Source organism: Bradyrhizobium erythrophlei (assembly GCF_900142985.1).
Classification (GTDB): Bacteria; Pseudomonadota; Alphaproteobacteria; order Rhizobiales; family Xanthobacteraceae; genus Bradyrhizobium; species Bradyrhizobium erythrophlei_B.
Genome location: NZ_LT670849.1, coordinates 7,360,548 through 7,386,274, shown reverse-complemented (window position 1 = coordinate 7,386,274; position 25,727 = coordinate 7,360,548). Strand labels below are relative to the sequence as shown.

Here is a 25,727-nt window from a genome sequence, read left to right as displayed (position 1 = left end):
GGTGATAGGGAAGGGCCGCTAAGATCTGTCCCGCATCATCAACGAGGTGAAGGGCGTCAACCGCGTGGTCTATGACGTCACGTCAAAACCGCCCGGCACGACCGAGTGGGAGTGAGAGGAAACGACGGCGAAGTTCATGCTTTCGCGCGCTCCCGTCGAATCCGCATTTTATTCTTTAGGCACTCAACACGTGACGGTCTCCCTCCCGTCCGAGCCCGTGCTCAGCCAGCGCCGACGTCGAGCAGCACCTTGCCGCCGCGTTCGACGTGAGCCACGGCGTCCTTGATGGCCGATAAGGGATAGGTCGCGGCCACCGGGGCATAAAGCCGACCCGATCGGACTAATTCGGCTGCCTCGACCACGAATGGCCGAATCTTCGCCGCGTGCTCCGGGTCGCTCAGGAAGAACCCGCGCACTGTAATCCGTTTGAAGATCAGCGCTATGCTGCTAACCGGAATGGGCGCCTTGCCCAGCGCGGAATAGGCTACGAGCATACTGTCGCGGCCGAGCAGATTGATCTGGGTCGCAGCGGACGGGCCGCCGACGCCGTCGATCGCGAGGCGAGGGGCGGCCGTTCCGAGAGCGTCCTTCACCAGGTTCAGACCTTCCGGTGTATCCACGATCACCAGATCGCCGCCCAGCGCTTTCAACTCGTCGATCAGTTCCGGTCGACGGACCAGATTGATCGTCTTGAAGCCACGCGCTTTGGCAAAGGCGATAACCGCGCGACCCACGCCCGAATTGGCGGCATTTTGGACGACCCAGTCGCCAGGTGCGAGTTCGACGAACTCACTCAGCAGCAACGCAGCGGTCGGCGGATTGATGGTCAGCATGGCGAGTTGCCGCGGATCGACATCGACGGGCAATGCGAACAGCCCTTCCGCCGGTACCACGATCCGCTCGGCCCAGGCAAAGCCATAGAGCGGGGTCAGGACGCGATCGCCGACCGTGACATTCTGCACGCCTGGACCGACGGCCAGGATTCGGCCCACACCCTCGTTGCCAATGATGCTCGGCAGGCTCGGGCGAAGCGGGTAGGTGCCACGGACCACCAGCAGGTCGTTGAGATTGATCGGGGAGAACTCGACGCCGATCAGGACTTGGCCGGGGCCTGGCGGCGGGGGTTCCGGGATCTGGACGAATTCGAGACACTCGACCGGATTGCCGAAGGCGGTGAGGTGAACGGCACGCATGGGAGCTTCCTTCTTTCGCCGGCCGCCCCTTTTTTTATATGACGAACGTAATCTTTAAAGTCAAGCCCGGAGCGATCGCCGCAATGCCGGGCAATCATCGCTTTCCATCGCAGGATACCATCGCGCGCGCCCTGAGAACTCGCGGGCGAGATATTTATCGGCATCTCGAACACGGCTCCAACGCTCCAGGTAATCATGGATGAATAAGCGTTCCAGGCGAGACCGCGACCCGCATCATCAACGGGGTTAAGGGCATCACTCGGCTTATCTATTTCCGTTGAACGGTTTGATGATATCGCGGTTGAAGACGCGGACGTTCCAATTGCGCAATATCAGCTAAAACACAGCATAAAGCCCGGCAATTTAACTGACACGAGCGTCGAACTTTGGAAGACGCTTCGAATTTGGAGCGAGCAGGTCAAAGACAATCCGCAGCTCCCATTTGAGACACTATTCAGTATCTTCACGACTGCAACTGCAACGGTGGGAAGCCGTTAAAACCATTGCGCAGGGAGGCCGGATCGATCCGGTGAACCTGTGGTGACTACTCGTATGCTTTTCACTTTTGCATACGAGGCTGCGGGTGCATCCGGCGCCCGGTCTTCCCTGCGCCCTCTCTTCTCGAAGGGCAAGGTTCACGCATCACTCGGGCGCTATCCGCGCCGCGGGAACGAATGCGCGTGCTTATCCGGCTGTTTGAAATGTGAAAGATGAAGGGGTAAATTCGTGAGGCTGTGCGCTGACATGCGGCCGGCGGCGCGTCTGCCTGTCAGGCATTACTCACCGATCATTCAGTAGCTCAATATACCGCCTCGCCGATCGCTCAACCACGGCGTTACCGTCCGCCATCACGTTGCGGCCAGGAAAGGCGCCGTAGATGCGGTCGAAGCGCCATGCGGCCGCGGTGTCGGCTATTCGCTGCACGACACGTTCCGAGAGCGGCATCATGTTGGGATAGCTCCACATGAACGACACGCGCCTGGTGTCCATCGCGACCTGGAGGATATCGCCGCTGAGCAGCGCGCCGCGGCCGTCGGCGCCGTTAGCCCAGTGCAGCACCGTGCCGCCGGGATAATGGCCGCCGAGGCGGACCAGCGTCACGCCGTCCGCCAACGCCAGCGATTCACCCTCCCAAAAGCGCACGTGCGGATCGGGCCGCATCAGCCATTCCCGGTCGGCGGCATGAAGATGGACCGGGCAGTTGAACGCAGCGGCCCAGTCCTGGCAGGTCGTGTAGTAGTGCGGATGCGAGATCGCAATCGCCTTGAGCCCGCCCAAGCCCCGCACCAGCTCAATGGTCGCCTCATCGATCAGCGCCACGCAGTCCCACAGGAAGTTGCCGTGCGGTGTGCGCACCAAGAGCGCACGCTGCCCGATGCCGAAACCGGGATGGGTCTGGATCTGAAACAAGTCCGGCTCCAGCCGGGCCCAGCCGTTCACGTGGGTTTCTGTAAGCGCTCGCAGAGTCGTCCATTGCTGACCCTGACGGGGAACGAATTGCCGCTCGTCCTCGCAGATTGGACAATGCGCCGGAGGGTTTGGCGCCTCCGAAAACGATGTGCCGCAGGTCTTGCAAAGGTGAACCGGCATTGGATGTCTCCGTGGAAGCCACTCGTGGGGCGGATGAGGTGCGGGCGCGATGCATTATATCTTGCCGCGTCGCGTTCGCGACGGGTTGCGCCCGGTTGCAGCGCAAGATTGCCATTTGGTCTGGTCAGGAGGATGCTGTCGCCGGGTAGGCACCACGGAGAGCAGCATGAGCAAAGCCGGTCTCGACAACCGCCACCGCAACCACGATGGTGAAATCAGCCACAAGCATGGCAACACCCTCGTCGGTACCTTGCGCAAGATTTACGGACCAGGTTTTGCTGCCGGCTATCCCGCGACCGAGAAATTGAGCGAAGTCATGATTCAGTTGAACGAGACGTCGCTGAGCCAGCTCCGACGCGATCATGAGACCCGCCATCTGGAGCACAAGATCGCCAAGGCGTCGAAATAAGCTCTGGCGGCGCTCAGCATCAGGGCAGGTCGGCGCCGGACCCCGGGCCGGCTCAGCCTTGATACGCAAACAGCTCGACGGGCTCGTTGAAGCCGCGCACGGGAAATTCGCCGAGGCGCTCGAGCTCGAAATCGCTTTTGACGAGATCGGCGAACGCCTGGGACAGGATCACCTTCTTTCCCACTTGCTTGGTGAGCGCCTCTAAGCGTGAAGCCATGTTGACCGCGGGACCGATGACGGTGAAGTCGAGACGGGCGCGCGACCCGATATTGCCGTACATGACGTCCCCGACATGGACGCCAATACCGAAATTGAGCGGCGCACGTCCGGTTTCGCCGTTCTCTTTGTTCAGGGCCATCATGGCCTGACGCGCCTCGCTCACGGTGCGCAGCAGATTGGCGCAGGCATTTGGCTCGCTGAGCGGAAAGATCGCGAGCAGGCCGTCGCCCATGAATTTCAGGATCTCCCCGCCATGCCGCGCAATCGGTTCCGATATGGCGTCAAAATAGCCGTTGAGCAGATCGATCACGTCGTCGCGCGGCCAGTTGTCCGAGATATGCGTGAAATCTCTGAGGTCGCAGATCATGATCGCGGCGCGCACTGTCGTGCCGGTTCCGCGCCGGGTCGCGCCCGCCAGAATGAGTTCGCCGGCATGCGATCCGACATAGGTTTCCAGCAGCGTGCGCGCCAGGCGGTTCTTGACCCGGATCTCGCTGACCAGCGCCAGGATCGGCAACAGTTTTTGCAGGCTGGCGATATGCGCATCGTCGAAACCGCCCGCACGGTCGGTCGCAAAGGTCACGACGTGCCGCTTACCGAGCGTATGGTAGAGCGGCCACGCCACATAGTCGGTCAGGCCTTTTCCCCGCATCTCGTCATAGACGGCGTGCTTGCGGCCGAGCGCGGGGTCGGTTTCGAGATTTTCGCGCACTTCGGTCGCACCGTCATGGATTTCGGAGACCGGACTGCCAATGTATGAGGGGCGCTCCCTGACATCGTGGTCCGCTCGCGTCATCTCGGTGCCGGGCACGCCGTCGGCCCACATGATCTTGGCGCCGAGCCATTGCGGATGCTGGATCACCACATGGAGCGTCGCGCGCTTGAGGGGGATGTCGGCACGCTGCAACCGGAGGCACATTTCGGCAAAGATGTTGTCGATAAAGCGCTCATCGCGCGCATCGTTGGTCAGCCAGTGCAGGACGTCGTTGTCGGAATACGCGGTGGCGGGATCGATCTTTGGCGGCGCGTTCATGTCTGGCTCCGGAGGCGGGCGGGGCGGTGCAAGGTATGTCGTGTCTCGCCCCGATGACGTCAATGGACACCTGGAGATCCGGCTGGGCTACGTTCCCCGGACGCTGCGCAGCGCGTTAGCGGTGCGCTGCTGATCCGGGGTCCAATTCACAACGCCAACCGTCATTCTCCGATGTGCAACTGCACATCGTAGATGCGCCGGAAGGCGCAGGCCCGGAATCCATTCCTCCAAGCATTCGTGCGGCACCATGGATTCCGGGTCTGGTCCTTCGGACCATCCCGGAATGACAAGCGTTGACATCCAAAAATATATACAATAGTGTATATACATGGAAATGCAGTTAAAGCTGTTTCACGCCCTGGCCGATCCGGCCCGCCTTCGCATCGTGCAAACGATGAAAGCGGGCGAGTGCGCCGTCGGCGACATTGTCGCGCGCATGGACATCGAGCAATCCGGCGTGTCGCGACACCTGCGGATCCTCGCCGAGGCCGGCATCGTGCAGATGCGCCCCGATGGGCAAAAGCGTCTCTATTCGCTGCGGAAGGAGGCGTTCGACCAGCTTGAAGCATGGGTCGCCGCCTATCGCCGCCACTGGGAAGCGAGGCTCGATCGATTTGGCGCGGCGCTGCAACGGGGCCGGCCTGGCTCAAAAACCAGCTCTCGGGAGAAATCCTCATGACAACGGCACCCGCAACCGCGAGAGCGCGATTTTCGATCCAGCGGTCCTATGCCGCCTCGATCGAGGAGGCCTGGGCGCTATGGACGACAAAGCCCGGCATTGAATCCTGGTGGGGGCCGGAAGGATTTGAAGTCACCGTGACGTCGCTGGACCTGCGCCCCGGCGGCGAGTTGGTATACGTGATGACCGCCATGGCGCCGGATCAGGTGGCGTTCATGAAGCGGGCCGGCATGCCGCTCTCGACCGAGTGCCGGGTCACTTATACCGAGATCGTTCCACCGAGCCGGCTGGCCTATAAAACCCTCGCCGATTTCATTCCCGACGTGACGCCGTACGAAGTCGCCACGGTCGTCGAGTTGAAGGCCGCGGACGATGGCGTCAAGCTCGTCATCACCTTCGATGCGATGCATGACGATGTCTGGACGGAACGCGCCCGTGCCGGTCACGAGAGCCAGCTGCGCAAACTCGATGCGCTTCTCGTCGGCAGAGATTAGGTCCCGCACGCTTAAAGTCCGTGTTTGCACGAGGAGAGCCCAGGCATGTTCAAGAAAGTCGCCTTCACCATGTATCCGGTCAATGACATGGCGCGTGCCGAGCTTTTCTATCGGGAGACGTTGGGTCTCGGTCCAGGTTCGGGATCGGTCGAGCACGGCTGGGTCGAGTTCGATCTGCCGGGTGGCGGGTGTCTGGCCTTGACGACACATTCCGGCTCCAAGCCGAGCGCCGGTGCTGGCGGAACGATCGCGTTGGAGGTGTCCGACCTCGACGGCCTTGTGCAGGAACTCAAAGCCAAGAATGTCACGCTGCCGGCGACGGACATCCAGAGTCCGGTTTGCCGCATGGCCGTGTGCATCGATTCCGAGGGCAACAAGATCGTATTGCATCAACTGAAGCGGAAGGCGGAGCCGGCACCGGCCTAGAAGCCGGCGCTCGCGGCTTTCGCAAATTGCCCGACTAGCGCTCCGATTCCTAGTAACTCATCAATTCTGGTCCGGCTTTGAACTTGAAGTTCCTATGACGAGCCCGCCGCACGCGGCTTTCGGGCTTTGCCGGCAGCGCCCGAGCGGCGCTTCACGTGATCGATGAAGGCGCGCAGCTTCGGCATCATTTGGCGGTTGCCAGGGTAGTAGAGGAACAAACCCGGCGCCATGGGCGCGAAGCGTTCCAGCACGCGCACGAGTTTCCCCGCTTTCACCGCTCCGGCAGCGATCGGCCCGGGCACTTGCGCCAGGCCCAATCCTTCGACGGCCGCGCCAAGCACCGTGGGCACGTCGTTGGCGATGAAAGGTCCTGAAACGATGACTTCGACCGCCTCGTTGCCGTTGACAAAGGACCATGGCGCGATCGACCCGTTCGCGCGGCGCATCCGCAGGCAGGCGTGCTGGCGCAGATCGTCGATGAGTTCCGGCCGCTGCCGCCGACGCAGATAGTCGGGGCTGCCGACCACGGCCAGCGGATGCGACGGCTTCAGACGCACCGCGATCATGTCGGCCTCGATGAACTGGCCTTGCCGGATGCCGGCGTCAAATCCTTCGGCGGCGATATCGACCAGATCCGGGCTTGCGGCGATTTCGACCTCGATATCGGGATAGGCCTGGCAGAACGGCGCGATCAGCGTCTCCAGCAGGGTCGGCACCACCGCCCGCGGCGCCGTGAGGCGCAACAGCCCGGTCGGCCGCTGCCCGAGGTCGCGCGCGACCGCGCTGGCGGCGACGAGTTCCTCGAAAGCGGGCTTTGCACGCGAAAGGAATCGCTCGCCGGCTTCGGTCAAGCCGACGCTGCGCGTGGTGCGCATGAAGAGCGCCGCGCCGACGCGCGTCTCAAGCGCGCGCACCGCCTGGCTCATCGCCGACGGTGTCACCCCGAGTTCCGCGGCGGCTTTCCGAAAACTGCGGTGCTGGGCAACGCTGAGGAATGCCTCGACGCCGTCGAGCGCGCCCTGCCTGACTGTGAAGTTCTGCTTCATAGCCCGTCCATATTATCGCGGATAGTTACTCGCGGAAAGCCGCTTTACATCGGGTTTGCAAAACAGACGCGTCGCCGATGTCGAGCGGGCGTTCGCGACATCGAGTGTTCGCGGCATCGGGGCCATCTCGAAGAACGGAGGCGATCACCGTGACGGAGCAACCAGACCAATGAACGCAATCCGTAACGTCGCCTTGGCGCTCGCCTTCACCCTGACAGGAGCTACTTCCATGACCAGTTCATCCGTTGCCCAAACCCAAGCCCCCCAAGTCCAAGCCCAGGCCCTCTCGCCCATAACCACCGGCGTGTTGGTCATCCTGACCCCGAAAACCGGCGTCACGCGTGAACAGGTCATGGCGGTCATGCCAGCCGAAATTCGGGAGACCGTGCAGCTCTATCTGAATGGGAAGATTCGGGAATGGTACTCGCGTGGCGATGGTCGCGGAGCCGTCTTCCTGCTGGATACCAGGGATGTCGCCGAGGCAGAGGCGATCATGGAAGCCCTTCCGCTGGCCAAGGAAAAAATTATCGACCACGAGTACATCGCCGTCGGTCCTCTCTTTCCACTGCGCCTGCTCATGGCCAATCCGTCGCGGTGACGTGGAGGGACTTTCGGACGCACGATGATCAACGGAGCACCACAATGCAAGACGCGACGCTTTCCCGGCGCCACATGCTCTCGGCGGTCAGCGCGCTGACCATCGGCGCGGCCTTCGCTGCGCCGTCCAAGGCTGCTGCTGCCGAACCCAGAGGGGCAGGCCCAGAGCCGACATCCTGGGTCGATCCGGCGATGCCCGAGGTGACGCATCGGATGATCGCAACGAACGGCATCCGCCTGCATGTGGCCGAGCAGGGCGAAGGCCCGCTCGTCATCCTCTGTCACGGCTTTCCCGAGTGCTGGTATTCCTGGCGGCATCAGTTGCGGGCACTCGCGAAGGCTGGCTTCCGAGCGGTGGCACCCGACTTGCGCGGCTATGGGCGAAGCGACCGTCCGGAGGACGTGGAGACATATACGATTCTCCATGACATCGGCGACATCGTGGGTCTCATCGATGCTCTAGGTGCCAAGCAGGCGGTGATCGCCGGACACGACATCGGCGCTGCGATCGCATGGCAGTCGGCGCTTCTGCGCCCCGACATTTTCCGGGCCGTCATCGCACTCAGCCCGCCGTTCCGCTCGCGGGGGTTTGGCGATCAAGGGCCGCCGACGACGCTGATGCCGCGGAACGAAAATGCAGTGTTTTACCAACTTTACTTTCAGACACCTGAGGCGGAGGCGGGGCTCGGGCGCGACATCCGTCGCGTGTTCCGTTCCCAGTTCTTCGCGCTCTCGGGGGACAGGCCGCCGTCCGCGGGTGGAGGGTTCGCTGCCGGGATGGTGCCCCGGAAGGGGGCTCTCCTGGCCGAACCGCCGTCCTTGCCGGCCTGGGTCACCGAGTCCGACATCGATGTTTACGTCGCGGAATTCACGCGGAGCGGATTCCATGGAGCGCTTGCCTGGTGGCGCAATATCGATCGCAGCTGGGGGTGCTGGCTGCCTTCGCCGGCGCGGCGGTGACCGTTCCCGCGCTCTACATGGCGGGCGACCGCGATTTTGTCGCCGCCGTTTTCTCTGAGGACATCGCGAAGCAGTCGGTACTCGTCCCCAGGCTCCGGCCGGCGATCACGCTGCCGGGTTGCGGACATTGGACCCAGCAGGAACGCGCTCCAGAAGTCAGCGCCGCCATGATCGACTTCCTTCGAAGCCTGTAAGCAAGGAAGCCGCGACAACCACCTAAAGGCCAGGATAAGGATCTGCCAAGTGCCCCCAGATTTTAACTTTCCCTTCGTTCTAAGCGTTCTCGGCGGCTTCGTCGCCAGCACTGTCATGGCGAGGCTCTATGTCTGGCCAGTGCTTCGTTCAATGCCGCGATACGACGCGCTGAGAGTCCTTGCCGCCGTGAGTGCGTTTCGGTTTGAAGGCATGAACTTTATGGTGGTTGGATTCGTGTCTCCCCAATTGCCCTCTTGGTTCGGTAGCCAAGTCGGATGGGGCGACTTCGCAGCGGCGGTGCTGGCGCTTCTTTCCATGGCGGCACTCACATGGCGCTGGACTTTCGCCCTTCCGATCGTCTGGATCTTCAATCTGGAGGGAACGGCCGATCTATTGAACGCCTACTTCAATGGCGTCACGCGAATTCCTGACCCGGGCCTGTTCGGCGCCGGCATCTACATTCCGACCCTTTATGTTCCGATACTGCTCGTCAGCCACACGCTTGCTTTCATAATCCTGTCGAGGGCGCAATTGGATCCAAAAAAATCGTGAACTTCCGAACGACCTTTCCGAGCAAACTGCCCGACGGGCAAATCAACGCGCACCTCGCGCAAACCAAAGTCCATCCCCTCGGCGAAAAATAAATCTCTTCGCCATTTGGTAGAAGCAGCCTTAGTGATTCCAACAGTCCCGCCTCGTCAAGAGGGGCGTATCGCGATCGTCACGAACGTGGAGCGGGATGCGGTGGCCGCTTTGTTGTGCGTAGACGACGTGCATCGATGCGGACGGCGAAGCCGTGTGGTCCTGACTTCTCGACGCTGAAGTCAAATTGACGATGACGCTTGCGCGTCACGTCGATGACGGTGACAAGAAAGCCCGATCACCGGGGAGAGCACGGAGGAACCCGTTAAAACCATTGCGCAGGGAAGGCCGGATCGATCCGGCGAACCTGTGGTGGCTAACTCATGTGCTTTTTATTTCGCGCATGAGACTGCGGGTGCTCGCCGAGCGCCCGGTCTTCCCTGCGCCCTCCTGTTGGAGAGGCAAGGTCTGAGGATCACTCGGGCGCGCCTCTCGCGCCGCGAGACCGATTGCGGCTGTCTGCTCGGCTGTTTGAAATCGTGATGATGAGACCGAGATCACGCCATCACAGATGGCGGGTCTCGCCTGGCTCCTCCAGCCATTTGTTATCGCGGCCGTTGAAGTATCGGACTGGCGCATTGGCGAGTTCGGCCGGATCGACATCGTCAAGCGCCGATAGGCGGACGGACACATAGTCGCCGCCGATCGCCTCGACATGACCGTAGCCGAAGCTCTGTACGCCGCAGGTTCGGCAAAACGGATGATGCGTGGTGTTGGTCCCGAACTGGTAATCGGTGAGCGCGTCCTTGCCTGCGAGCAGGCGGAAGGCATCGGGCTTGACGGTCACGCCCCAATTGCGGGTCTTGGTGCAGATCGAACAGTTGCATCGGCCGGTGCCGGCGGAGAGATCAAGATCGGCCTCGAAGCGGACGGCGCCGCAGTGGCAGCTGCCGGAATATGTCTTCAACATCGCTGTTTTCACCCTCCATAACGTTCGGAGGAAGCATAACTAGGCGCTGCTGCCACCATTCTGTCAGCATGCATCAGCAGGGGAACACCGATGTCCGAGCCGCCGCCGCTCCCGGCGCCGTTCTGGAAACTTGCAACGACGTTGTGGCTGGCTTCGTTGGCAGGCGCTGTCCTCGTCCTGCCTTACGTGCTCACGCTGCAACAGGCTGCGCTCGCAGCCGCCGTCGCGCGCACGCATATGAGCGCCGTCCAGCTTCTGCTGATCTCCACTGTTCAAACGGCGGTGTTGCTCCTGATCGCGGTGCTCGCAGGTCTCTGGGCCTCGCGCCGGCTGGGTCTTGCGGTCCCGCTGGTCTCAGCGTGGTTGACGCGGCAGCCATTGCCTCGCGATGCCGGCCGCACGCTGCTCTGGGCATTCGCGATCGGCCTCGCCGTGGGCGCCGTCCTGATCCTGCTCGACACTTTCGTATTTGCGCACATGCCGTCGGTAGCCGGCCTCGTGAAGTCGACGCCCGGCGGTGTAGGGCCAGGCGCCTGGCAGGGGCTGCTGGCCTCGTTTTACGGCGGGATCGACGAGGAGATCCTGTTGCGGTTCGGCCTGATGTCGGTGCTGGCGCTGGCGTTACGCGCGGTATGGCGGAGGCGCGACGCCGATCTTCCGCCCGCCGTCTTCTGGATCGCCAATATTCTGGCCGCGCTGCTGTTTGGTCTCGGGCATCTTCCGGCGACCGCAGCGCTGGTGCCGCTTACGGCCGCAGTGGTGCTGCGCGCTATCGTGTTGAATGGTGTGGCCGGAATCGTCTTCGGCGTATTGTTCCGCCGTTACGGCCTGGAATGGGCGATGCTGTCGCACTTCGGCGCCGATATCGTGCTGCACGTCATCGGCTAGGGAGCCAACAAGCGCCGGCGCGTTCGCCTCGCGCCGGCATCGCTGATGGCACCTGCGGTTGCACATCGGAGAATGGCGGAAGCGGGCTGTGTCCACGGCAATTTCTTCGTATCCCGTGTCGGTCCCGGCGTTCCCTGTTCGTCGTATGGGAAGGGATTCCCGAACCGAGGCGGCGCTCCGGGCCGCCGGTAGCGCGTCACGGGCGACCGTCCGGATATGCAAGGTGGCTTCATGAAGCTCTATTACTCCCACAACCTCAATCCGCGCGTTGCCGTGGCCGTTGCCCGTTATCTCCAAAGCCCGGTCGAGTATGTCCGCGTCAACCCCCGCCATCCGGATCAGATCGCCTCGTTCCGCGCCATCAACCCAAACGCCCTGGTGCCGGTGCTGGCCGAAGGAGAACGCGTTCTCTGGGAGACCGACGCGATCGCCTGCCGGCTCTCGGAGATATCGGGCTCAACGTTCTGGAGAGGCGGCGGGGCGTTGTCCGAGATGGTGATGTGGATCAGCTGGAGCGCCTATCATCTGACGAGAGCCGCCGATCCTCTCTATTTTTACCGCGTTGTCGCGCCGACGTTCTCGGACGAAAAGCCCGATCCGGCCGTCCTGAACGAAGCGCTTCGTGACTTTCGGCAGCACGCGGCTGTCCTTGAAGGTCACCTTGGGAATCGAACCTGGATTCTGGGAGATCAGATATCCTACGCCGACTTCAGGGTCGCCACGCCGCTGCCGTTCGCCGAAGCCGCCGGCCTGCCATTGCCAGAGTTTCCAAATGTGAGCCGGTGGCACCGGCAACTATGCGAGATTGACGCGTGGCGCGATCCGTTCGGCGGCTTGCAGTGACGGCGAGGTTGGACTGACAGCCGAGTTGGAATCGTCGCGGGCGAAGCGGCCTTGACCGATTTTCCCAGCCCGGGGCTTGACCAATCCATAGCTGCATGGTTATACGTCCATCAATAACCACTGAGTTATTGATTTACGATGCCCAACGCTCACGACGTGCTGTTTCGAACACTGGCCGATCCGACCCGGCGGGCCATCTTCGAACGGTTGTGCCGGGAAGGGGAACAGACGGTTGCGGCACTCACCGCGCGTTCCGGTGTTTCACAACCGGCGGTCTCGAAACACCTCGGCCTCTTGAAGCGAGCCAAGCTCGTGCGCGACCGCCACGAAGGCCGCCAGACGCATTACAGCGCGCAGCTGAACGCGCTGGCCCCCCTGATCGACTGGACCAGCCGGATGACCGGCTTCTGGCAGAGCCGGTTCGATCAACTCGAGGATTTGCTGAAAAGGATGGATCAATGAGCCAGCAAACTGAGACGCTTTCCGTCGTTGTCGAACGCGAGTTTCCGTTTCCGCCGGAACGGCTGTGGCGCGCGCTCACCCAGCCTCATTTGATGGAGGAGTGGCTGATGAAGAACGATTTCAAGCCTGACGTCGGGCACAAGTTCAGTCTGCGCGGCGACTGGGGCGGCGTGCTCGACTGCGAGGTCCTCGCCATCGAGCCGCACAAGACCCTAACTTACACCTGGAATCATGCGCATCCCGACGCCGCTTACAATTTGATGAGCGTCGTGACATTCATGCTCACGCCGACCGGCGGCGGCACCCATCTGCGCGTTGAGCAAGCGGGTTTCCGCAAGGATCAGCCGCAGGCCTTTGGCGGCGCACGGTTCGGCTGGCAGAAATTCCTCGAGAACCTCGATCAAGTCGTGGCGCGGAACGATTGAAGGGGCGGCGAGCCCTCGTCACGGACAACCAATTACACAGGGGGATCAAATGATGCGGACGGTTATTCGCTGGATTCATATTATCTGTGCGATCCCGATCATCGGCTATATCTATAGTCCGTTCGTCAACCTTCCGGATTATGCCCCGCCGACGCGGTTCGTGTTCTTTCCGGTCATGCTGCTGTCGGGGCTATGGATGTGGAAGGGACATCTTGTTCGCCGGATGATGTCCGGAAAGCCGGCTGAAGGCAGCTTCACATGAATGCATCCGAACAGATCGATCAACTGATCGAGCGGACGGCGGACTGGCGCGGCAAGACTCTTGCCAGCGTCCGCAAGATCATTCTCGAGGCGGACAAGGAGATCGTCGAGGAATGGAAATGGATGGGAAGCCCGGTGTGGTCGCGCGACGGCATCATTGCGGTCGGCAATCCGCACAAGGGCAAGGTGAAACTCACCTTCATGTACGGCGCCAAGCTCGCCGATCCCGACAAGCTGTTCAACGCCGGCTTCGAAGGCAACGAGCGCCGCGCGATCGATTTTTTCGAAGGTGACAAGGTCAATGCGCGGGCACTGAAGGACCTCATCCGCGCCGCCGTCGAATATAATCAGGCCAGGAAGCCGACGAAGGCGCCTGCGGCAAAGGCAAAGAAGGCCGCAACGGCGAAAAAGGCCGGCAAGCGATAGGCTTGCTGTGCGGGCGTGGCGGAAAGGCCACAATGGCCCGCGGAAGCGGTTCAGCGATCGTGGAACTGCGTCAAAAAAATTTGGCAGGGCTGTCGGCTCCGGTCCATTCTGTTCGTCTTTTATCCAGCAAGACGCGTCATGGAGCCAAAAATGGAAAGTTCTCGCTATCGCTGGGTGATTGTCGCGGCCGGAGGGCTGCTCGGCTGTGTCGCGATCGGCGGCATGTTTTCGCTGCCGGTCCTGCTTCAGCCGATCGCGCGTGACACCGGCTGGTCCGTGACCGGCGTCTCCAGCGCCATGACCATCGGCTTTCTGGCGATGGCGCTCACCAGCGTGATCTGGGGCACGTTGTCCGACCGGTTCGGACCGCTGCCCGTGGTGCTGACGGGTTCGATCGTGATTGCGGCGTCTCTCGCGCTCGCAAGCCTCGCGACCTCGCTGATCGCGTTTCAAATCCTTTTCGGCGTGATGATCGGCGGGGCCACGGCTGCGATCTTCGCGCCGATGATGGCGACCGTCACCGGCTGGTTCGACACCCATCGCAGCCTCGCGGTGTCGCTGGTATCGGCCGGCATGGGCATGGCGCCGATGACGATGGCGCCGCTCGCCGCCTGGCTCGTCTCTAATCACGACTGGCGCACCTCGATGCAGATCCTGGCCGTGGTCGTGGCCGCGATCATGATTCCGGTCTCGCTGTTGGTTCGCCGCCCGCCGGCGTTCGATGCGCCCGCCGCGCCGTCGTCAGGCGAAGCGCCGCCGAATATTTCGCTCACCGAAGCGCTGCGCTCGCCGCAATTCATCATTCTGCTCGCGACCAACTTCTTCTGCTGCGCGACGCATTCCGGCCCGATCATCCATACCGTGAGTTACGCTGTCTCCTGCGGCATTCCGATGATCGCGGCGGTCACGATCTATAGCGTCGAAGGCCTTGCCGGCATGGGCGGGCGGCTCGCCTTCGGTCTGCTTGGCGACCGCTTCGGCGCCAAGCGCGTGCTGGTGACGGGCCTGTTGCTGCAGGCGTTCGGCGCGCTGGGTTACGTTTTTGCGCAGCATCTCGCCGAGTTCTACGCCGCTGGCGCGTTGTTCGGCTTCATCTATGCCGGCACCATGCCGCTTTTTCGGTGCTGGTGCGCGAAAATTTCCCGCTGAAGATGCTGGGTACCGTGATCGGTGGCCTGTCGATGGCGGGAAGCCTCGGCATGGCGACGGGCCCGATCGCCGGCGGCCTGATCTACGATACCTATGGCAGCTACGCCGGGCTCTACGTCGGTTCTTGGGCCGTCGGCCTCGGTGCGTTCTTCATCATCCTGACCTTCAGGCCGTTTCCGAGAGAGCAGGCGCAACCTGTTGCCGTACCGGCATAACTGGGCCGGGAACTTTACCGCAACACGCCGCCGGTCTGATCGACCGGCCGCATTTTTTCATGGAGCGTGACTCCTTTTCGGCTCCTCAGACGTCCTTGCTCCATCAACAGGAGATCAGACATGTCGATGTCATCCGACCAGAAAAGTGCCGCGCTGCCCGCCAACACCCCACCGATCGTCTCCCAAAAGGAGTGGCAGGCCGCCTGGCAAGCCATGCTCGTCAAGGAAAAGACCGTGCTGCGTGCCCGCGACGAGCTGGCGGCCGAACGCCGTCGGATGCCGTGGATGGCGGTCGAGAAGTCCTACACATTCGACGGGCCGGCGGGAAAGGTGAGCCTGCGCGACCTGTTCGAAGGCCGCCATCAGTTGATCGTCTACCGCGCATTCTTCGAGCCTGGCGTCCATGGCTGGCCGGACCATGCCTGCATCGGCTGTTCGCTGGGTGCCGATCAGGTCTCAAATCTGATGCACCTGAACGCGCGCGACACCACGTTGGTTTACGCCTCGCGTGCACCGCAGGCCGACATCGCGCGGCTGAAGGCGCGCATGGGTTGGGAGCAAATTCCCTGGGTCACGATCACCGACAGCTTCGACGCGGACTTTGGCGTCGATGAATGGCACGGCCACAACGCCTTCATCCGCGACGGCGAGCGCATCTTCCGCACCTATCTGATCAACAGCCGCGGCGACGAAGCGATGGGCACGGTCTGGAGCTATCTCGACATGACCGCGCTCGGGCGTCAGGAGGTTTGGGAGAAATCGCCGGAGGGCTATCCGCAAGAACGCCCCTACAAGTGGTGGAACTGGAACGACAGCTACGTCGCCAATGCCGCGCCGGACCCGAAGTGGGTCGCCGTGTCGGACGCCGGCGAAGCCGCATTTCGCAACCGCGACGCCAGGGCGAAAACATGACCGCAACGAGCGCGAGCGGCACCACGCGCGGTGCCGGCGAAAGCACCGTCGCCGCGCCTGCCGTCGCAAGATTTCTTCATCTCGCGGCGTCGCCGACCTTCGCACTGATGGCGCTATCGACGTTTATTCTCGACAGCGGTGGGCCGGGCGCGCTTTGCGCCGCCGTCGGCGGCTCCGGCTTCAACGGCATGGCACCGATGTATCTCTTGATGGCGGTCTTTCATCTGACGCCATGGCTGAAGCTGATGTCGCGGCAGCACGCGTAGGCGAATGCCGCCGTGACTCTTTTCGCAGGTCTCGATCGTTCTGGGTACATCGGAACAACGGAGAGACACCATGAACCTGAAAGACACAAACGTCGTCGTGACCGGCGGAAGCCGCGGGCTCGGATTGGGACTGGTCGAGGTGCTGGCCGCGCGCGGGGCTAAAGTGACGGTTATTGCCCGCGACGGCGATGCGCTGGCCGCGGTGCGGGCCAAGTTCGACGTCGCCGTGATCTCGGCTGACATCACGGACGAGCCCGAAGCCTACCGTATTCTGTCCGAGATCAAGCCCGAGGTGCTGGTGCTGAACGCCGGCGCCAAGCCGCCGATGGGCCGGCTCGATCAATTGAGCTGGCAGGATTTCAGCGCGACCTGGGAGACCGACGTCAAGGCGGGTCTCTACTGGATGCAGGCAGCGCTGAAGACGCCGCTGAAGCCCGGCAGCCGCGTGCTGGTTGGATCGAGTGGCGCGGCCCAAAACGGCTCGCCGTTGTCGGGCGGCTATGCCGGCGCCAAGCGCATGCTGTGGCTGATGGCGAAATACGCCAACGGCGTCTCGATGCAGAACAAGCTCGGAATCCATTTTCAGGCGATCGTGCCGCAACAGATCATCGGCGATACCGGGGTCGGTGATGTCGGCGCGGCTGCCTATGCGCGCGCCGCAGGGATCGGACGCGAGGCGCTTCTGGCGCGGTTCGGAGCGCCGATGCCGCCACGGGATTTCGGCGAGAAAGTCGTTTCCGTGCTCGAAGACGCGAAATACGCTGACGGCGTGGTCTTCGGGCTCAAGGGCGACACAGGAGTGACCATGATCGAGGGAGCAACGGCTTGAAGGAAGGCCCATCTTCGCCGCATCGCGATCCGAGGGCGGAGCTCATGGCGCTAACCGCCGAGCTTCGCCCCGAACTGCACCGCTACTGCGCGCGGCTGATGGGGTCGGTGATCGATGGCGAGGACGTGGTCCAGGATACGCTGGCGCGCGCGCTTGTGGCGCTCGACGAGATCAAGGACATGCCACGGCTTCGTCCGTGGCTGTTTCGGATCGCGCACAACCGCGCGCTCGATCTGTTGCGTAGCCGCGCCGTGCGCAGGGCCGAGCCGATCGAAGCGGCTTCCGACGTCGCCGACGAGGCAAGCGCGGATCCGATGGAGACCTTGATGCGTCAGGAAGCGGTCGAGACGGCGGTATCGCGCTTTGCGGAGCTTCCGCTCATGCAGCGCAGCGTCGTCATCCTCAAGGACGTGCTCGATGAATCGCTGAAAGATATCGCCGATCTGCTTGACCTCACGGTCGATGCCGTGAAGGCGCATCTGGCGCGGGGGCGAGCGCGGCTTGCCGAGATCAATGCGCTGGCCGCGACGCATGCGGCCGCGAGGCCGGTTTCCGAGGCCGTCGCGCGATATGTCGCGATGTTCAATACCCAGAACTGGGATGGCTTAAGGGCGCTGCTGGCCGATGATGTGAAGCTGCATCAGTCGACTTATCCAGTGCGCCTCGGATCGGCCGAGGTTGGCAGGTTCTTCACGATCTACGCCACACTCGGGGGGGTGCGGCTTCAGCCGGCCTGGGTCGAGGGCAGGGAAGTGATCGCCGTGTTCGAGCCGGGCGCAGGCGCCACCCCCAGCTACTTCATGTGGATCGAATGGAAGGATGGCCGCATCAGCTTGATCCGCGACTATCGCTATGCGCGCTATATCGTCGACGACGCAAAACTCCTGCTGGCGCCGGATGGCGACACCGCGCCGAATAAGAACGCGCACTAACGAACATTTGCTGGTTCCCGACGGTTGACATTCTCCGCATGCACAATATCCAGCGGTGAACAGATCGAACCAAAGGCAGGAACCGATGACGCGCGTGCGCTGTGTGACTGAGATGGGAATGGGCGTAGACGTCCATGGCCGGGACGCGACCAAGGCGGCAAAGCGCGCGGTATCGGACGCGATCCGCCATTCCAGCCTCGGCTTCTTCCGGATGCTCGGCAAGACCGCTAACGACATGTTCGTCGACGTCACGATCGCTGTACCGAATCCCGAAGCCGTCGATACCGAGGCGGTCGCAAAGGAATTGCCTTACGGAACGAAGAAGGTCACCGCGGTCAAAGGCGGCCTCGAGATTCCCTCTGACATCGGCAACGACCCCATTCTGATTGCGAACGCCGCCGTGATCGTCAGTTTCGACGACGGAAAGTAGCCATGTCGGATCTTTCCGCCTTTCCGATCACCAAGCGCTGGCCCGCGCAACATCCCGAGCTGCTTCAGCTTTATTCGCTGCCGACTCCGAACGGCGTCAAGGTCTCGATCATGCTGGAGGAGATCGCCTTGCCGTACGAGGTGCACCTCGTCGACTTCAACAAGGACGATCAGAAGACTCCGGAATTTCTCTCGCTCAACCCAAATGGCAAGATTCCGGCGATCATTGATCCGAATGGCCCCGGCGGCAAACCGCTTGGCCTGTTCGAGTCCGGCGCGATCCTGCAATATCTCGCCGACAAGACCGGCCAGCTGCTGCCGGCCGATGCCGCGCGCCGCTATCAGACCATTCAATGGCTGCATTTCCAGATGGGCGGCATCGGACCGATGTTCGGCCAGGTCGGCTTCTTTCATAAATTCGCCGGCAAGGAGATCGCCGACAAGCGGCTGCTCGAACGCTACGTGAATGAATCGAAGCGGCTGCTGGGCGTCATCGACTCCGGCCTTGCCGGACGGCAGTGGATCATGGACGACGAATACACCATCGCCGATATTTCGATGCTCGGCTGGGTGCGCAACCTGATCGGCTTTTACGGCGCCAGAGAGCTGGTCGCGTTCGATGGCTTCGTCAATGTATCGGCCTGGCTCGATCGTGGCCTGGCGCGGCCGGCAGTCAAGCGCGGGCTGGACGTTCCAAAGCGCCCCTGAGGCTGTGGTCCGATGCTAGGCGGCGCTGGCGGCCCATCGAGTGTACTTGCGATTTACGAGCGCGCTCACGTTAATCTATTATTCGCGACACGCACCGTTGCTTTTTCGCAGCTTGCATCGACCGTGACGGCGGCTTTCGTCACTTTTCCGGACGCTGCCGTGTTGTTGTTGATATCGGCGTTTCTCGACTTTCCGATTAAGATCGAGCTGTTGGGTTTGAGGCCGTAGAATTGACCGGCATCGTAAGCGGTGCCGCGAAGGAACGTCTGGCCGATGGAGTTGCCGATGATTTTGACGCCGTCGGCGTTGGCGACAAAAATCGCGTAGATGTTGGAATCGTTTATATGGTTGCCTTCGATGGTGACGTTGCGGTTCTGAAGATTGTTCTGAAAACCTTTCGCGCCTGCGGGGCAGGTCATGCCGATATAGATGGTGCCGATTGCGTCGTTACCGGCCGTCATCTCATTGGCGCCGGCAATACTGTGGGTAAACCGATTATTCCGGAATACGAGGTTCTCGGCAAAGCCAGATTCCGACCAGAAGCCGATATCACTGCCGGCCTGTAGTGCAACTCCCGAAGAATAAGTGAACTGGCAGTCTTCGACGAGCGCGTTCGTTCCTTTGATGAGGACACGGCCGCAGGCGTGAAAGGAACTCCGCCGGATTGTGGTGCCGGCGCCAATCCGGCTCAGCGAGGTGATGGAATCACCGACCTTGAGAGGAAGGTCCTGCTGAAGAACAACGTCGTAAATCAGATCCGGCTGGGTGGTCGGGCTTTTGTTCTTCCAGAGCGCGGCAATCTGGCCCTTCAGGTTGGGGGCGTGGGATTTGGTCAACTGTTCGATCCTGGTTCGTCCGAGCGAACGGGATGTCGCGCGGTCGCAGCTTTCGATCTGGTCGCCGGCGGCGAGGCCGATGTCCCATTTGGGCGTGAGCAGATAGCGCCGCGGCCCCGATTTCTGCACCACGTAATAATAAAAACCGTGCACGTTGACGGCGTCATCGGACGTATTGGCGAACGTGCAGTCGTCCATCGTCGGCCCGCGCTCGACAGTGATAAAATGCGAGCCGTCCGAGTTGGTGGACACCAGCCGGTCAGCCGTCGCGCCCTTGGGCCGGGGCCCGGGAACTACGGACACCTTCTGCAACATCATCGAACCTGCGCCGCCATTTTCCAGGATTCCCATGCCCGGCGAGGCCAGCAGCCTGACATCGATCAGGCTAGTCGCCTGGCTACTGTCCACTTGGATCGCATGGGAACCGCTACCGCAGATCGTGACACAATCGCCGACGGCGATCGGAAGCTGGCTGGGAAAACGATCGTTCGCGCTCCAACCGAGTTGAACCTTGATCACGCCATCTGAAATCCGCTGAACCTTGGTGGCCGAGACGAAATCTCGCGCACCCACTTTGAGTGCCTTGGTGCCGCGATCCATGACTTTGAAGAAGCCATCGGTAATGCTGGCGAGAAGCGCGGGATCGTCGGGATAGCCGGCATCGACCTTGACGGTGATTTGGGTGGCTGTCTTATCGAACGTCGTGATGGTTCCTTGTGTAAACGGCAGGGGGTCATAGTCGATGGTGAGATCGCGAATGGTGACACGGCTGGAGCCACTGATCGTCATTGACGCTTCGCGGCTGGTGTTGATCAGCCGCGCGCCGTTGCCGTTGAGTTCAAAGTCATGAAGCGCTTTGAAGGCGAGGGGGTGGCTGATCCGGTAAGTAGTGTTCTTGCCGAGATTCAAAGCGATATGAACCGGGCCGCCGGACTTGGCCGCATCGTTAGCTACCTTGGCGATCGCGGCGAGTGCTTTGGCGAAGGCTGCATCGGCATCGACGCCGGCCGTCAAAAAATTCGTCATTTCAAAGGTGGTTGCGCCGGAAGCAGACGCCGGCTGGGCGCGGCCCGCGCCAGACATCAGGGGCGTCGTCAGGAACGAAGAGGCGAGTGTCAGCACCCGCCGCCGGCTGAGGGGTTTCATGCAATTTTTCCCAGATTTCGCCTCCGATGTTAGATCAAGCAATGTGAACTCAAGCGAAAACAGCCGGCCGCTCGCGGAGATTTGAAAGGCCGAAGGCGTCACGTTAGCATCAGAGGTGCATTTCGCGATCGTCGTTGAGCTGGGAGGCGATGGACGCTGGCCGTGTCGAGAGACGAACGACATCGCGCTGCGGAAAGCGCCGGCTTTTCCTCCGCCCTCTGACGTTTCGAGGGACAACGCTGCCATCCGACCCCGGCGTCTTGCGCTGCGGAAACGAATGCGCATACTCGCGCGGCCTCTTTCCCCGAGCTTTTCCCGATCGCGGCCTTGCTTCGGCCGCCCATAAGAACAAGGGAGCCCTGCCATCATGACTGGAATTGCCAGGATCGTGCTCAAACCACTGCTGATGTCCGCAGGCGTCTGCCTCGTGGCCGCGCTTGCTCCGGCGCGGGCCGAGCTTGATGTCGCGAAACTCAAAGCCTCGATCGAGACCTCCGTCGAAGCCGACTACCCAAAACTCGAGACGCTCTACAAGGACATTCACGCCCATCCGGAAGTCGCGTTCCAGGAAGTAAAGACCGCGGCCAAACTCGCCGCCGAGATGCGTGCGCTCGGTTTCGAGGTGACGGAAAAGGTCGGAAAGACCGGGCTGGTCGCGATCTACAAGAATGGCGAGGGGCCGACCATCCTGGTGCGGACCGAGCTCGACGCCTTGCCGATGGAGGAAAAGACGGGACTGCCCTATGCCAGCCGCGACAAAACCGACTGGAATGGGCAGGAGACCTTTGTCGATCATAGCTGCGGCCACGATATTCATATGGCGAGCTGGGTCGGCACGGCCAAAACGCTGGTCGGCATGAAAGATCAATGGCACGGCACATTGATGTTCATCGCTCAGCCGGCCGAAGAAACCGTGTCGGGCGCGAAGGCGATGATCGCCGACGGGTTGTTCACGCGCTTCAAGAAGCCCGATTTCGGCTTTGCGTTACACGATGGCCCCTTCGCTTACGGAACGCTGACCTATCGCACCGGCGTCGGATCGTCGAATTCGGACAGCCTCGATCTGACCTTTCATGGCAAGGGCGGTCATGGCGCAGCGCCGCAGCGAACCGTCGATACCGTGATGATCGCCGCGCGCTTCATTGTCGACGTGCAAAGCGTCATCAGCCGCGAAAAGGACCCGACCGAGTTCGGTGTCTTCAGCGTCGGCGCCATTCACGCCGGCACGGCCCACAACATCATTCCCGATTCTGTGGTGCTGCGCGGGACCATCCGCACCTTCAAGCCGGAGGTTCGCGCTAAAATGCTGGCAGGGATCGAGCGGACGGCAAAGGCGGCGGCCGCGATGTCGGGTGCGGCGGAACCCGAGATCACCTTCAGCGACGGCGCCAAAGCGGTCATGAATGACACCGCCGTGGTCGAGACGGCGGCGAAAGTGTTGAAAGCGGCGTTCGGCGACAAGGTTGGGACGTCGCCGCCGGTGACCGCGAGCGAAGACTTTTCCGAATTCATCGAGGCCGGAGTGCCCTCGATGTTCTTCAATATCGGGGTTTACGAGCCGGAGCGGGTGGCTGCGGCGCTCAATGGAACGGGCCCGCAACTGCCGCCCAATCATTCGCCGCAGTTTGCGCCGGTGCCGAAGCCGACGATCGAGACCGGTATCGAGGCGATGACGCTCGCGGTGCTGAGCGCTTTCGACCAATATGCGAGGGAGAAATGACCAAAGCGACGACGATCTACGGCATCAAGAACTGCGATACCATGAAGAAGGCGCGCGCCTGGCTCGACGGCCACAGCGTGAAGTATGAATTCCACGACTACAAGACCGCAGGCGCGCCGAAGGAAAAGCTGAAAGCCTGGAGCGACGAACTCGGCTGGGAGACACTGCTCAACCGCGCCGGAACGACGTTCAAGAAGTTGCCCGAGGCTGACAAGGAAGGCTTGAACGAACGCAAGGCGCTGGCGCTGATGCTCGATCAACCCTCGATGATCAAGCGGCCGGTGCTCGAAGTCGGCGGCAAATTGCTGGTCGGCTTCAAACCGGAAATCTATGCGAAGGAAGTGAAGGTCGGAGGAGCGCGCGCCAAGGCGTAGTGCGACACGAAAACTTCGCTCAGCCGAATTCGATCGGGTCGGCGGAGGGGATGCGGCCGGGCATGCGGTGGAACAGCTCGCGATCGATCATCGCGCGAAGCTTGAACGTCGGCAGCGTGTCGTTGCCACGCATCAGGTTGATGATCTCGAAGCTGCCGTCTTCGCTGATGGTCTTCAGCGAGGCGATGATGTGGGTCACGCCGTTACCGTCGGAGAACGGCAACAGCAGCCGCTCATAGGCGACGATGCGGCCGTGGGCGTCGTCGACGTGCGAAATGGAATAAGCGGGGAGGGCACGGCTGACGCATTGCTGATAGATCGGCATGACCAGCGGCGCCAGCCGGAGGCCGAGATATTCATCGAGATAGCGGCCCCTGCCGGTGTAGCCATAAGCGATCGACATCCGGGTGCCGTCGCTGTCGATAACGATCTGCAACGGGTCGGCCTTCTCGACTGACATGAAGACGAGATCGGGAAGCTCCTCCTCGATTCTGTCCGGCTGAAATTCCACCAGGCGCGGCAGGCGCTGCGCGGGGGCAAAAAGCCGCAGCCACGTGTTCAGGAGATCACGCTGCTTGATCGATTTGATGACCGTCGGATTGGCGCTGACAAATTCCAAGATGCTGATGTCCGTCCCGCTAAAACACCAAGTTTTCACGCCAAGGCGGAAAGATTTGGTGAAGGAGACTTGCTCGCGGAGAACAACGTTAACGACTGCTTTCCAATTGAGCAGGCGCGCAAGCCCTCGACCCAGAGCAGCCGAAATGGCCATAAGACTAATGGCCAAGCGGCCCCCGAGCCGCTTTCCGCCTTGCACTGGGAGGGCCGATGACGGCATATTCCGCCCCGGAGGCGGCGGGTCCCGGGACGAATTTCAACACGCGAAACCAACGCGGTAATTCAGGCGCCCTGGGGGAACCCGCTGTAAGGAAAAGGACGAGCCACGCGCGGCCGAGCACGCCGCGGCGATGGCCTGCGGGGGAATTTGATTGTCGGATGAGTTCATTCTCGAAACCCACGGATTGACCAAGGAATTCGCGGGATTCTTTGCCGTACGCGACGTCTCCCTCAAGATCCGGCGCGGCAGCATTCATGCGTTGATCGGCCCGAACGGCGCCGGCAAGACGACTTGCTTCAATCTCCTCACCAAGTTTCTGAAGCCCTCGGCAGGCCAGATCCTCTACAAGGGCCAGGACATCACGGCGATGGCGCCGGCCGACGTCGCCCGGCTCGGCCTGGTTCGCTCCTTTCAGATTTCGGCGGTTTTTCCGCACCTGACCGCACTGGAAAACGTGCGCGTCGCCCTGCAACGTCAGCACGGGCATTCCTTTGACTTCTGGCGTTCCAAGACGGTGCTCGACCGCTTCAACGGCCGCGCGCTCGAACTGTTGAACGATGTCGGTCTGAGCGAGTTTGCCAATACGTCCGCCGTCGAGATGCCCTACGGCCGTAAGCGCGCGCTCGAGATCGCAACCACGCTTGCGCTCGATCCCGAGATGATGCTGCTCGACGAACCGATGGCCGGGATGGGTCATGAGGACATCGACAAGATCGCCGCGCTGATCAAGCGCATTTCCGCCAAGTACACGATCCTGATGGTCGAACATAATCTTTCCGTCGTCGCCAACCTGTCCGACATCATCACCGTGCTGACGCGCGGCCACGTGCTTGCGGAAGGCAATTACTCCGAGCTTTCGAAAGATGAGCGCGTGAAGGAAGCCTATCTGGGAGCCGGCCATGGTTGACGTAAAAATGGCCGATGCCACCACCGCGCCGGCAGCATCCCACGCGCCCATCCTGGCGGTCCGGAATCTCGAAGCCTGGTACGGCGAGTCCCACATCCTGCATGGCATCAACTTCGATGTGAATCCGGGCGAGGTCGTCACGCTGCTCGGACGTAACGGCGCCGGCAAGACGACCACGCTGAAGTCGGTCATGGGTATTATCGGCAAGCGCACCGGGTCGATCCGTTTCGACGGCAAGGAAATCATCCGCGCCTCCTCGGACAGGATCGCGCGTTCGGGCATCGCATTCTGTCCGGAGGAACGCGGGATTTTCGCCAGCCTCGATGTTCGCGAAAACCTGCTGTTGCCGCCGACCGTTCGCAGCGGCGGCCTGACGATGGACCAGATTTTCGAACTGTTCCCCAATCTGAAGGAAAGGCTGGGTAGCCAGGGCACCAAGTTGTCCGGCGGCGAGCAGCAGATGCTGGCGATCGGGCGCATCCTGCGTACCGGCGCGCGCTTCCTGATGCTGGACGAACCGACCGAAGGGCTTGCGCCCGTCATCATCCAGCAGATCGGCCAGACCATCAAACGTCTGAAGAGCGAGGGCTTCACCATCCTGCTCGTCGAGCAGAACTTCCGCTTCGCCGCCACGGTTGCTGATCGCTACTACATCGTCGAACACGGCAAGATCATCGACGGCTTCGCCAATGCGGAGCTGCAAGCCAACATGGACAAGCTTCACACCTATCTCGGTGTCTAAAAACGACACGCCTATTTCAGAGGGAC

31 protein-coding genes and 2 pseudogenes are annotated in these 25,727 nt (G+C 61.8%); 26 read left to right on the top strand and 7 right to left on the bottom strand.

What is annotated here, in order from left to right; all coding sequences use genetic code 11:
* Positions 1–28 precede the first annotated feature (28 nt).
* Positions 29–115, top strand: a pseudogene (locus BUA38_RS38580) (hypothetical protein); the annotation flags it as partial.
* Positions 116–221: 106 nt separating this feature from the next.
* Here BUA38_RS38580 and BUA38_RS35535 read toward each other — a convergent pair.
* Positions 222–1,193, bottom strand: a complete 972-nt coding sequence (locus BUA38_RS35535) for a zinc-dependent alcohol dehydrogenase family protein (protein WP_072825451.1) — start codon at positions 1,191–1,193, stop codon at positions 222–224.
* A 780-nt stretch (positions 1,194–1,973) separates the two neighbouring features.
* Positions 1,974–2,783 (bottom strand): MBL fold metallo-hydrolase, encoded by an 810-nt coding sequence (locus BUA38_RS35530; protein ID WP_072825449.1) that lies wholly within the window; start codon positions 2,781–2,783, stop codon positions 1,974–1,976.
* Positions 2,784–2,949: 166 nt separating this feature from the next.
* Here BUA38_RS35530 and BUA38_RS35525 point away from each other — a divergent pair, with 166 nt between their 5' ends.
* Entirely contained in the window at positions 2,950–3,192 is a 243-nt protein-coding gene (locus tag BUA38_RS35525; protein WP_072825447.1) for a hypothetical protein, read from the top strand.
* A gap of 52 nt (positions 3,193–3,244) precedes the next feature.
* Here BUA38_RS35525 and BUA38_RS35520 read toward each other — a convergent pair whose 3' ends face one another.
* Positions 3,245–4,444 (bottom strand): adenylate/guanylate cyclase domain-containing protein, encoded by a 1,200-nt coding sequence (locus tag BUA38_RS35520; protein WP_072825445.1) that lies wholly within the window; start codon positions 4,442–4,444, stop codon positions 3,245–3,247.
* A gap of 328 nt (positions 4,445–4,772) precedes the next feature.
* Here BUA38_RS35520 and BUA38_RS35515 point away from each other — a divergent pair, with 328 nt between their 5' ends.
* Genes BUA38_RS35515 through BUA38_RS35505 form a run of 3 tightly spaced genes read left to right on the top strand, consistent with a single transcriptional unit; the run spans position 4,773 to position 6,043 of the window.
* Positions 4,773–5,123, top strand: coding sequence for an ArsR/SmtB family transcription factor (locus tag BUA38_RS35515; RefSeq protein ID WP_172806142.1), 351 nt, complete (start codon positions 4,773–4,775; stop codon positions 5,121–5,123).
* Positions 5,120–5,617 (top strand): SRPBCC family protein, encoded by a 498-nt coding sequence (locus BUA38_RS35510; protein WP_072825443.1) that lies wholly within the window; start codon positions 5,120–5,122, stop codon positions 5,615–5,617. Before BUA38_RS35515 ends, BUA38_RS35510 begins: the two co-directional genes overlap by 4 nt.
* Positions 5,618–5,662: 45 nt before the next feature.
* Entirely contained in the window at positions 5,663–6,043 is a 381-nt protein-coding gene (locus tag BUA38_RS35505; RefSeq protein WP_072825441.1) for a VOC family protein, read from the top strand.
* 92 nt (positions 6,044–6,135) lie between these two features.
* Here BUA38_RS35505 and BUA38_RS35500 read toward each other — a convergent pair whose 3' ends face one another.
* Positions 6,136–7,089 carry a LysR family transcriptional regulator gene (locus BUA38_RS35500; protein ID WP_072825439.1) on the bottom strand — a complete coding sequence of 318 codons (954 nt, stop codon included), beginning with the start codon at positions 7,087–7,089 and terminating at the stop codon, positions 6,136–6,138.
* A gap of 229 nt (positions 7,090–7,318) precedes the next feature.
* Between BUA38_RS35500 and BUA38_RS35495 the strand changes: the two genes are divergently transcribed.
* From BUA38_RS35495 to BUA38_RS35485, 4 genes are all read left to right on the top strand, one after another.
* Positions 7,319–7,687 carry a hypothetical protein gene (locus BUA38_RS35495; RefSeq protein ID WP_244553150.1) on the top strand — a complete coding sequence of 123 codons (369 nt, stop codon included), beginning with the start codon at positions 7,319–7,321 and terminating at the stop codon, positions 7,685–7,687.
* 44 nt (positions 7,688–7,731) lie between these two features.
* Positions 7,732–8,646, top strand: coding sequence for an alpha/beta fold hydrolase (locus tag BUA38_RS35490; protein WP_244553149.1), 915 nt, complete (start codon positions 7,732–7,734; stop codon positions 8,644–8,646).
* Positions 8,616–8,840 (top strand): alpha/beta fold hydrolase, encoded by a 225-nt coding sequence (locus BUA38_RS38405; RefSeq protein ID WP_244553148.1) that lies wholly within the window; start codon positions 8,616–8,618, stop codon positions 8,838–8,840. The genes BUA38_RS35490 and BUA38_RS38405 overlap by 31 nt, the downstream gene beginning before the upstream one ends.
* A gap of 115 nt (positions 8,841–8,955) precedes the next feature.
* Positions 8,956–9,393 carry a hypothetical protein gene (locus tag BUA38_RS35485; RefSeq protein ID WP_072825437.1) on the top strand — a complete coding sequence of 146 codons (438 nt, stop codon included), beginning with the start codon at positions 8,956–8,958 and terminating at the stop codon, positions 9,391–9,393.
* 595 nt (positions 9,394–9,988) lie between these two features.
* Here BUA38_RS35485 and BUA38_RS35480 read toward each other — a convergent pair.
* The gene (locus BUA38_RS35480; RefSeq protein WP_072825435.1) at positions 9,989–10,393 is read right to left on the bottom strand and encodes a GFA family protein; all 405 of its coding nucleotides are present in this window, start codon (positions 10,391–10,393) and stop codon (positions 9,989–9,991) included.
* Positions 10,394–10,483: 90 nt separating this feature from the next.
* Here BUA38_RS35480 and BUA38_RS35475 point away from each other — a divergent pair, with 90 nt between their 5' ends.
* From BUA38_RS35475 to BUA38_RS35415, 13 genes and pseudogenes are all read left to right on the top strand, one after another.
* Positions 10,484–11,281 (top strand): CPBP family glutamic-type intramembrane protease, encoded by a 798-nt coding sequence (locus tag BUA38_RS35475; RefSeq protein WP_072825433.1) that lies wholly within the window; start codon positions 10,484–10,486, stop codon positions 11,279–11,281.
* A gap of 231 nt (positions 11,282–11,512) precedes the next feature.
* Positions 11,513–12,124: a glutathione S-transferase family protein gene (locus BUA38_RS35470; RefSeq protein ID WP_072825431.1), complete on the top strand. Its 612-nt coding sequence runs from the start codon at positions 11,513–11,515 to the stop codon at positions 12,122–12,124.
* 138 nt (positions 12,125–12,262) lie between these two features.
* A complete protein-coding gene (locus tag BUA38_RS35465; RefSeq protein WP_072825429.1) occupies positions 12,263–12,586 on the top strand; it encodes an ArsR/SmtB family transcription factor in 324 nt (107 codons plus the stop codon).
* Positions 12,583–13,011, top strand: coding sequence for an SRPBCC family protein (locus BUA38_RS35460; RefSeq protein ID WP_072825427.1), 429 nt, complete (start codon positions 12,583–12,585; stop codon positions 13,009–13,011). The genes BUA38_RS35465 and BUA38_RS35460 overlap by 4 nt, the downstream gene beginning before the upstream one ends.
* Before the next feature lie 49 nt (positions 13,012–13,060).
* Positions 13,061–13,273 (top strand): hypothetical protein, encoded by a 213-nt coding sequence (locus tag BUA38_RS35455; RefSeq protein ID WP_072825425.1) that lies wholly within the window; start codon positions 13,061–13,063, stop codon positions 13,271–13,273.
* Positions 13,270–13,698, top strand: coding sequence for a DUF1801 domain-containing protein (locus BUA38_RS35450; RefSeq protein WP_072825424.1), 429 nt, complete (start codon positions 13,270–13,272; stop codon positions 13,696–13,698). The genes BUA38_RS35455 and BUA38_RS35450 overlap by 4 nt, the downstream gene beginning before the upstream one ends.
* A gap of 150 nt (positions 13,699–13,848) precedes the next feature.
* A pseudogene (locus BUA38_RS35445) lies at positions 13,849–15,062 on the top strand (MFS transporter).
* 126 nt (positions 15,063–15,188) lie between these two features.
* The gene (locus tag BUA38_RS35440) at positions 15,189–15,974 is read left to right on the top strand and encodes a DUF899 domain-containing protein (protein WP_425304998.1); all 786 of its coding nucleotides are present in this window, start codon (positions 15,189–15,191) and stop codon (positions 15,972–15,974) included.
* The gene (locus tag BUA38_RS35435; protein ID WP_072825420.1) at positions 15,971–16,240 is read left to right on the top strand and encodes a hypothetical protein; all 270 of its coding nucleotides are present in this window, start codon (positions 15,971–15,973) and stop codon (positions 16,238–16,240) included. Before BUA38_RS35440 ends, BUA38_RS35435 begins: the two co-directional genes overlap by 4 nt.
* Before the next feature lie 70 nt (positions 16,241–16,310).
* Entirely contained in the window at positions 16,311–17,069 is a 759-nt protein-coding gene (locus tag BUA38_RS35430) for an SDR family NAD(P)-dependent oxidoreductase (protein ID WP_072825419.1), read from the top strand.
* Positions 17,066–18,001, top strand: a complete 936-nt coding sequence (locus BUA38_RS35425; protein ID WP_425304937.1) for a sigma-70 family RNA polymerase sigma factor — start codon at positions 17,066–17,068, stop codon at positions 17,999–18,001. Before BUA38_RS35430 ends, BUA38_RS35425 begins: the two co-directional genes overlap by 4 nt.
* A gap of 85 nt (positions 18,002–18,086) precedes the next feature.
* Positions 18,087–18,431, top strand: a complete 345-nt coding sequence (locus tag BUA38_RS35420) for a Lin0512 family protein (RefSeq protein ID WP_072825415.1) — start codon at positions 18,087–18,089, stop codon at positions 18,429–18,431.
* 2 nt (positions 18,432–18,433) lie between these two features.
* A complete protein-coding gene (locus BUA38_RS35415) occupies positions 18,434–19,138 on the top strand; it encodes a glutathione S-transferase family protein (RefSeq protein WP_072825413.1) in 705 nt (234 codons plus the stop codon).
* A 65-nt stretch (positions 19,139–19,203) separates the two neighbouring features.
* Here BUA38_RS35415 and BUA38_RS35410 read toward each other — a convergent pair whose 3' ends face one another.
* Positions 19,204–21,120: a right-handed parallel beta-helix repeat-containing protein gene (locus tag BUA38_RS35410; RefSeq protein WP_072825410.1), complete on the bottom strand. Its 1,917-nt coding sequence runs from the start codon at positions 21,118–21,120 to the stop codon at positions 19,204–19,206.
* Between the two features lie 367 nt (positions 21,121–21,487).
* Between BUA38_RS35410 and BUA38_RS35405 the strand changes: the two genes are divergently transcribed.
* Complete coding sequence (locus tag BUA38_RS35405; protein ID WP_072825408.1) at positions 21,488–22,840, top strand: amidohydrolase; 1,353 nt, start codon at positions 21,488–21,490, stop codon at positions 22,838–22,840.
* Positions 22,837–23,214: an ArsC family reductase gene (locus BUA38_RS35400; RefSeq protein ID WP_072825406.1), complete on the top strand. Its 378-nt coding sequence runs from the start codon at positions 22,837–22,839 to the stop codon at positions 23,212–23,214. The genes BUA38_RS35405 and BUA38_RS35400 overlap by 4 nt, the downstream gene beginning before the upstream one ends.
* A gap of 19 nt (positions 23,215–23,233) precedes the next feature.
* Here BUA38_RS35400 and BUA38_RS35395 read toward each other — a convergent pair whose 3' ends face one another.
* Positions 23,234–23,833 carry a PAS domain-containing protein gene (locus BUA38_RS35395; RefSeq protein ID WP_072826693.1) on the bottom strand — a complete coding sequence of 200 codons (600 nt, stop codon included), beginning with the start codon at positions 23,831–23,833 and terminating at the stop codon, positions 23,234–23,236.
* A 370-nt stretch (positions 23,834–24,203) separates the two neighbouring features.
* On the opposite strand from BUA38_RS35395, the gene BUA38_RS35390 reads away from it, so the two are divergent.
* Entirely contained in the window at positions 24,204–24,959 is a 756-nt protein-coding gene (locus tag BUA38_RS35390) for an ABC transporter ATP-binding protein (RefSeq protein WP_072825404.1), read from the top strand.
* Between the two features lie 7 nt (positions 24,960–24,966).
* The gene (locus BUA38_RS35385; protein WP_425304997.1) at positions 24,967–25,701 is read left to right on the top strand and encodes an ABC transporter ATP-binding protein; all 735 of its coding nucleotides are present in this window, start codon (positions 24,967–24,969) and stop codon (positions 25,699–25,701) included.
* Positions 25,702–25,727: the final 26 nt, after the last annotated feature.

Coding starts and splice junctions, on each gene's coding strand:
- BUA38_RS35520 (WP_072825445.1), bottom strand. CDS start 4,444: ATGAACGCGCCGCCAAAGATCGATCCCGCCACCGCGTATTCCGACAAC.
- BUA38_RS35490 (WP_244553149.1), top strand. CDS start 7,732: ATGCAAGACGCGACGCTTTCCCGGCGCCACATGCTCTCGGCGGTCAGC.
- BUA38_RS35480 (WP_072825435.1), bottom strand. CDS start 10,393: ATGTTGAAGACATATTCCGGCAGCTGCCACTGCGGCGCCGTCCGCTTC.
- BUA38_RS35435 (WP_072825420.1), top strand. CDS start 15,971: ATGACCGCAACGAGCGCGAGCGGCACCACGCGCGGTGCCGGCGAAAGC.
- BUA38_RS35440 (WP_425304998.1), top strand. CDS start 15,189: ATGTCATCCGACCAGAAAAGTGCCGCGCTGCCCGCCAACACCCCACCG.
- BUA38_RS35415 (WP_072825413.1), top strand. CDS start 18,434: ATGTCGGATCTTTCCGCCTTTCCGATCACCAAGCGCTGGCCCGCGCAA.
- BUA38_RS35405 (WP_072825408.1), top strand. CDS start 21,488: ATGACTGGAATTGCCAGGATCGTGCTCAAACCACTGCTGATGTCCGCA.
- BUA38_RS35510 (WP_072825443.1), top strand. CDS start 5,120: ATGACAACGGCACCCGCAACCGCGAGAGCGCGATTTTCGATCCAGCGG.
- BUA38_RS35385 (WP_425304997.1), top strand. CDS start 24,967: ATGGCCGATGCCACCACCGCGCCGGCAGCATCCCACGCGCCCATCCTG.
- BUA38_RS35430 (WP_072825419.1), top strand. CDS start 16,311: ATGAACCTGAAAGACACAAACGTCGTCGTGACCGGCGGAAGCCGCGGG.
- BUA38_RS35455 (WP_072825425.1), top strand. CDS start 13,061: ATGATGCGGACGGTTATTCGCTGGATTCATATTATCTGTGCGATCCCG.
- BUA38_RS35465 (WP_072825429.1), top strand. CDS start 12,263: ATGCCCAACGCTCACGACGTGCTGTTTCGAACACTGGCCGATCCGACC.
- BUA38_RS35530 (WP_072825449.1), bottom strand. CDS start 2,783: ATGCCGGTTCACCTTTGCAAGACCTGCGGCACATCGTTTTCGGAGGCG.
- BUA38_RS35475 (WP_072825433.1), top strand. CDS start 10,484: ATGTCCGAGCCGCCGCCGCTCCCGGCGCCGTTCTGGAAACTTGCAACG.
- BUA38_RS35505 (WP_072825441.1), top strand. CDS start 5,663: ATGTTCAAGAAAGTCGCCTTCACCATGTATCCGGTCAATGACATGGCG.
- BUA38_RS35450 (WP_072825424.1), top strand. CDS start 13,270: ATGAATGCATCCGAACAGATCGATCAACTGATCGAGCGGACGGCGGAC.
- BUA38_RS35470 (WP_072825431.1), top strand. CDS start 11,513: ATGAAGCTCTATTACTCCCACAACCTCAATCCGCGCGTTGCCGTGGCC.
- BUA38_RS35500 (WP_072825439.1), bottom strand. CDS start 7,089: ATGAAGCAGAACTTCACAGTCAGGCAGGGCGCGCTCGACGGCGTCGAG.
- BUA38_RS35410 (WP_072825410.1), bottom strand. CDS start 21,120: ATGAAACCCCTCAGCCGGCGGCGGGTGCTGACACTCGCCTCTTCGTTC.
- BUA38_RS35515 (WP_172806142.1), top strand. CDS start 4,773: ATGGAAATGCAGTTAAAGCTGTTTCACGCCCTGGCCGATCCGGCCCGC.
- BUA38_RS35420 (WP_072825415.1), top strand. CDS start 18,087: ATGACGCGCGTGCGCTGTGTGACTGAGATGGGAATGGGCGTAGACGTC.
- BUA38_RS35495 (WP_244553150.1), top strand. CDS start 7,319: ATGACCAGTTCATCCGTTGCCCAAACCCAAGCCCCCCAAGTCCAAGCC.
- BUA38_RS35525 (WP_072825447.1), top strand. CDS start 2,950: ATGAGCAAAGCCGGTCTCGACAACCGCCACCGCAACCACGATGGTGAA.
- BUA38_RS35460 (WP_072825427.1), top strand. CDS start 12,583: ATGAGCCAGCAAACTGAGACGCTTTCCGTCGTTGTCGAACGCGAGTTT.
- BUA38_RS35485 (WP_072825437.1), top strand. CDS start 8,956: ATGGCGAGGCTCTATGTCTGGCCAGTGCTTCGTTCAATGCCGCGATAC.
- BUA38_RS35400 (WP_072825406.1), top strand. CDS start 22,837: ATGACCAAAGCGACGACGATCTACGGCATCAAGAACTGCGATACCATG.
- BUA38_RS35535 (WP_072825451.1), bottom strand. CDS start 1,193: ATGCGTGCCGTTCACCTCACCGCCTTCGGCAATCCGGTCGAGTGTCTC.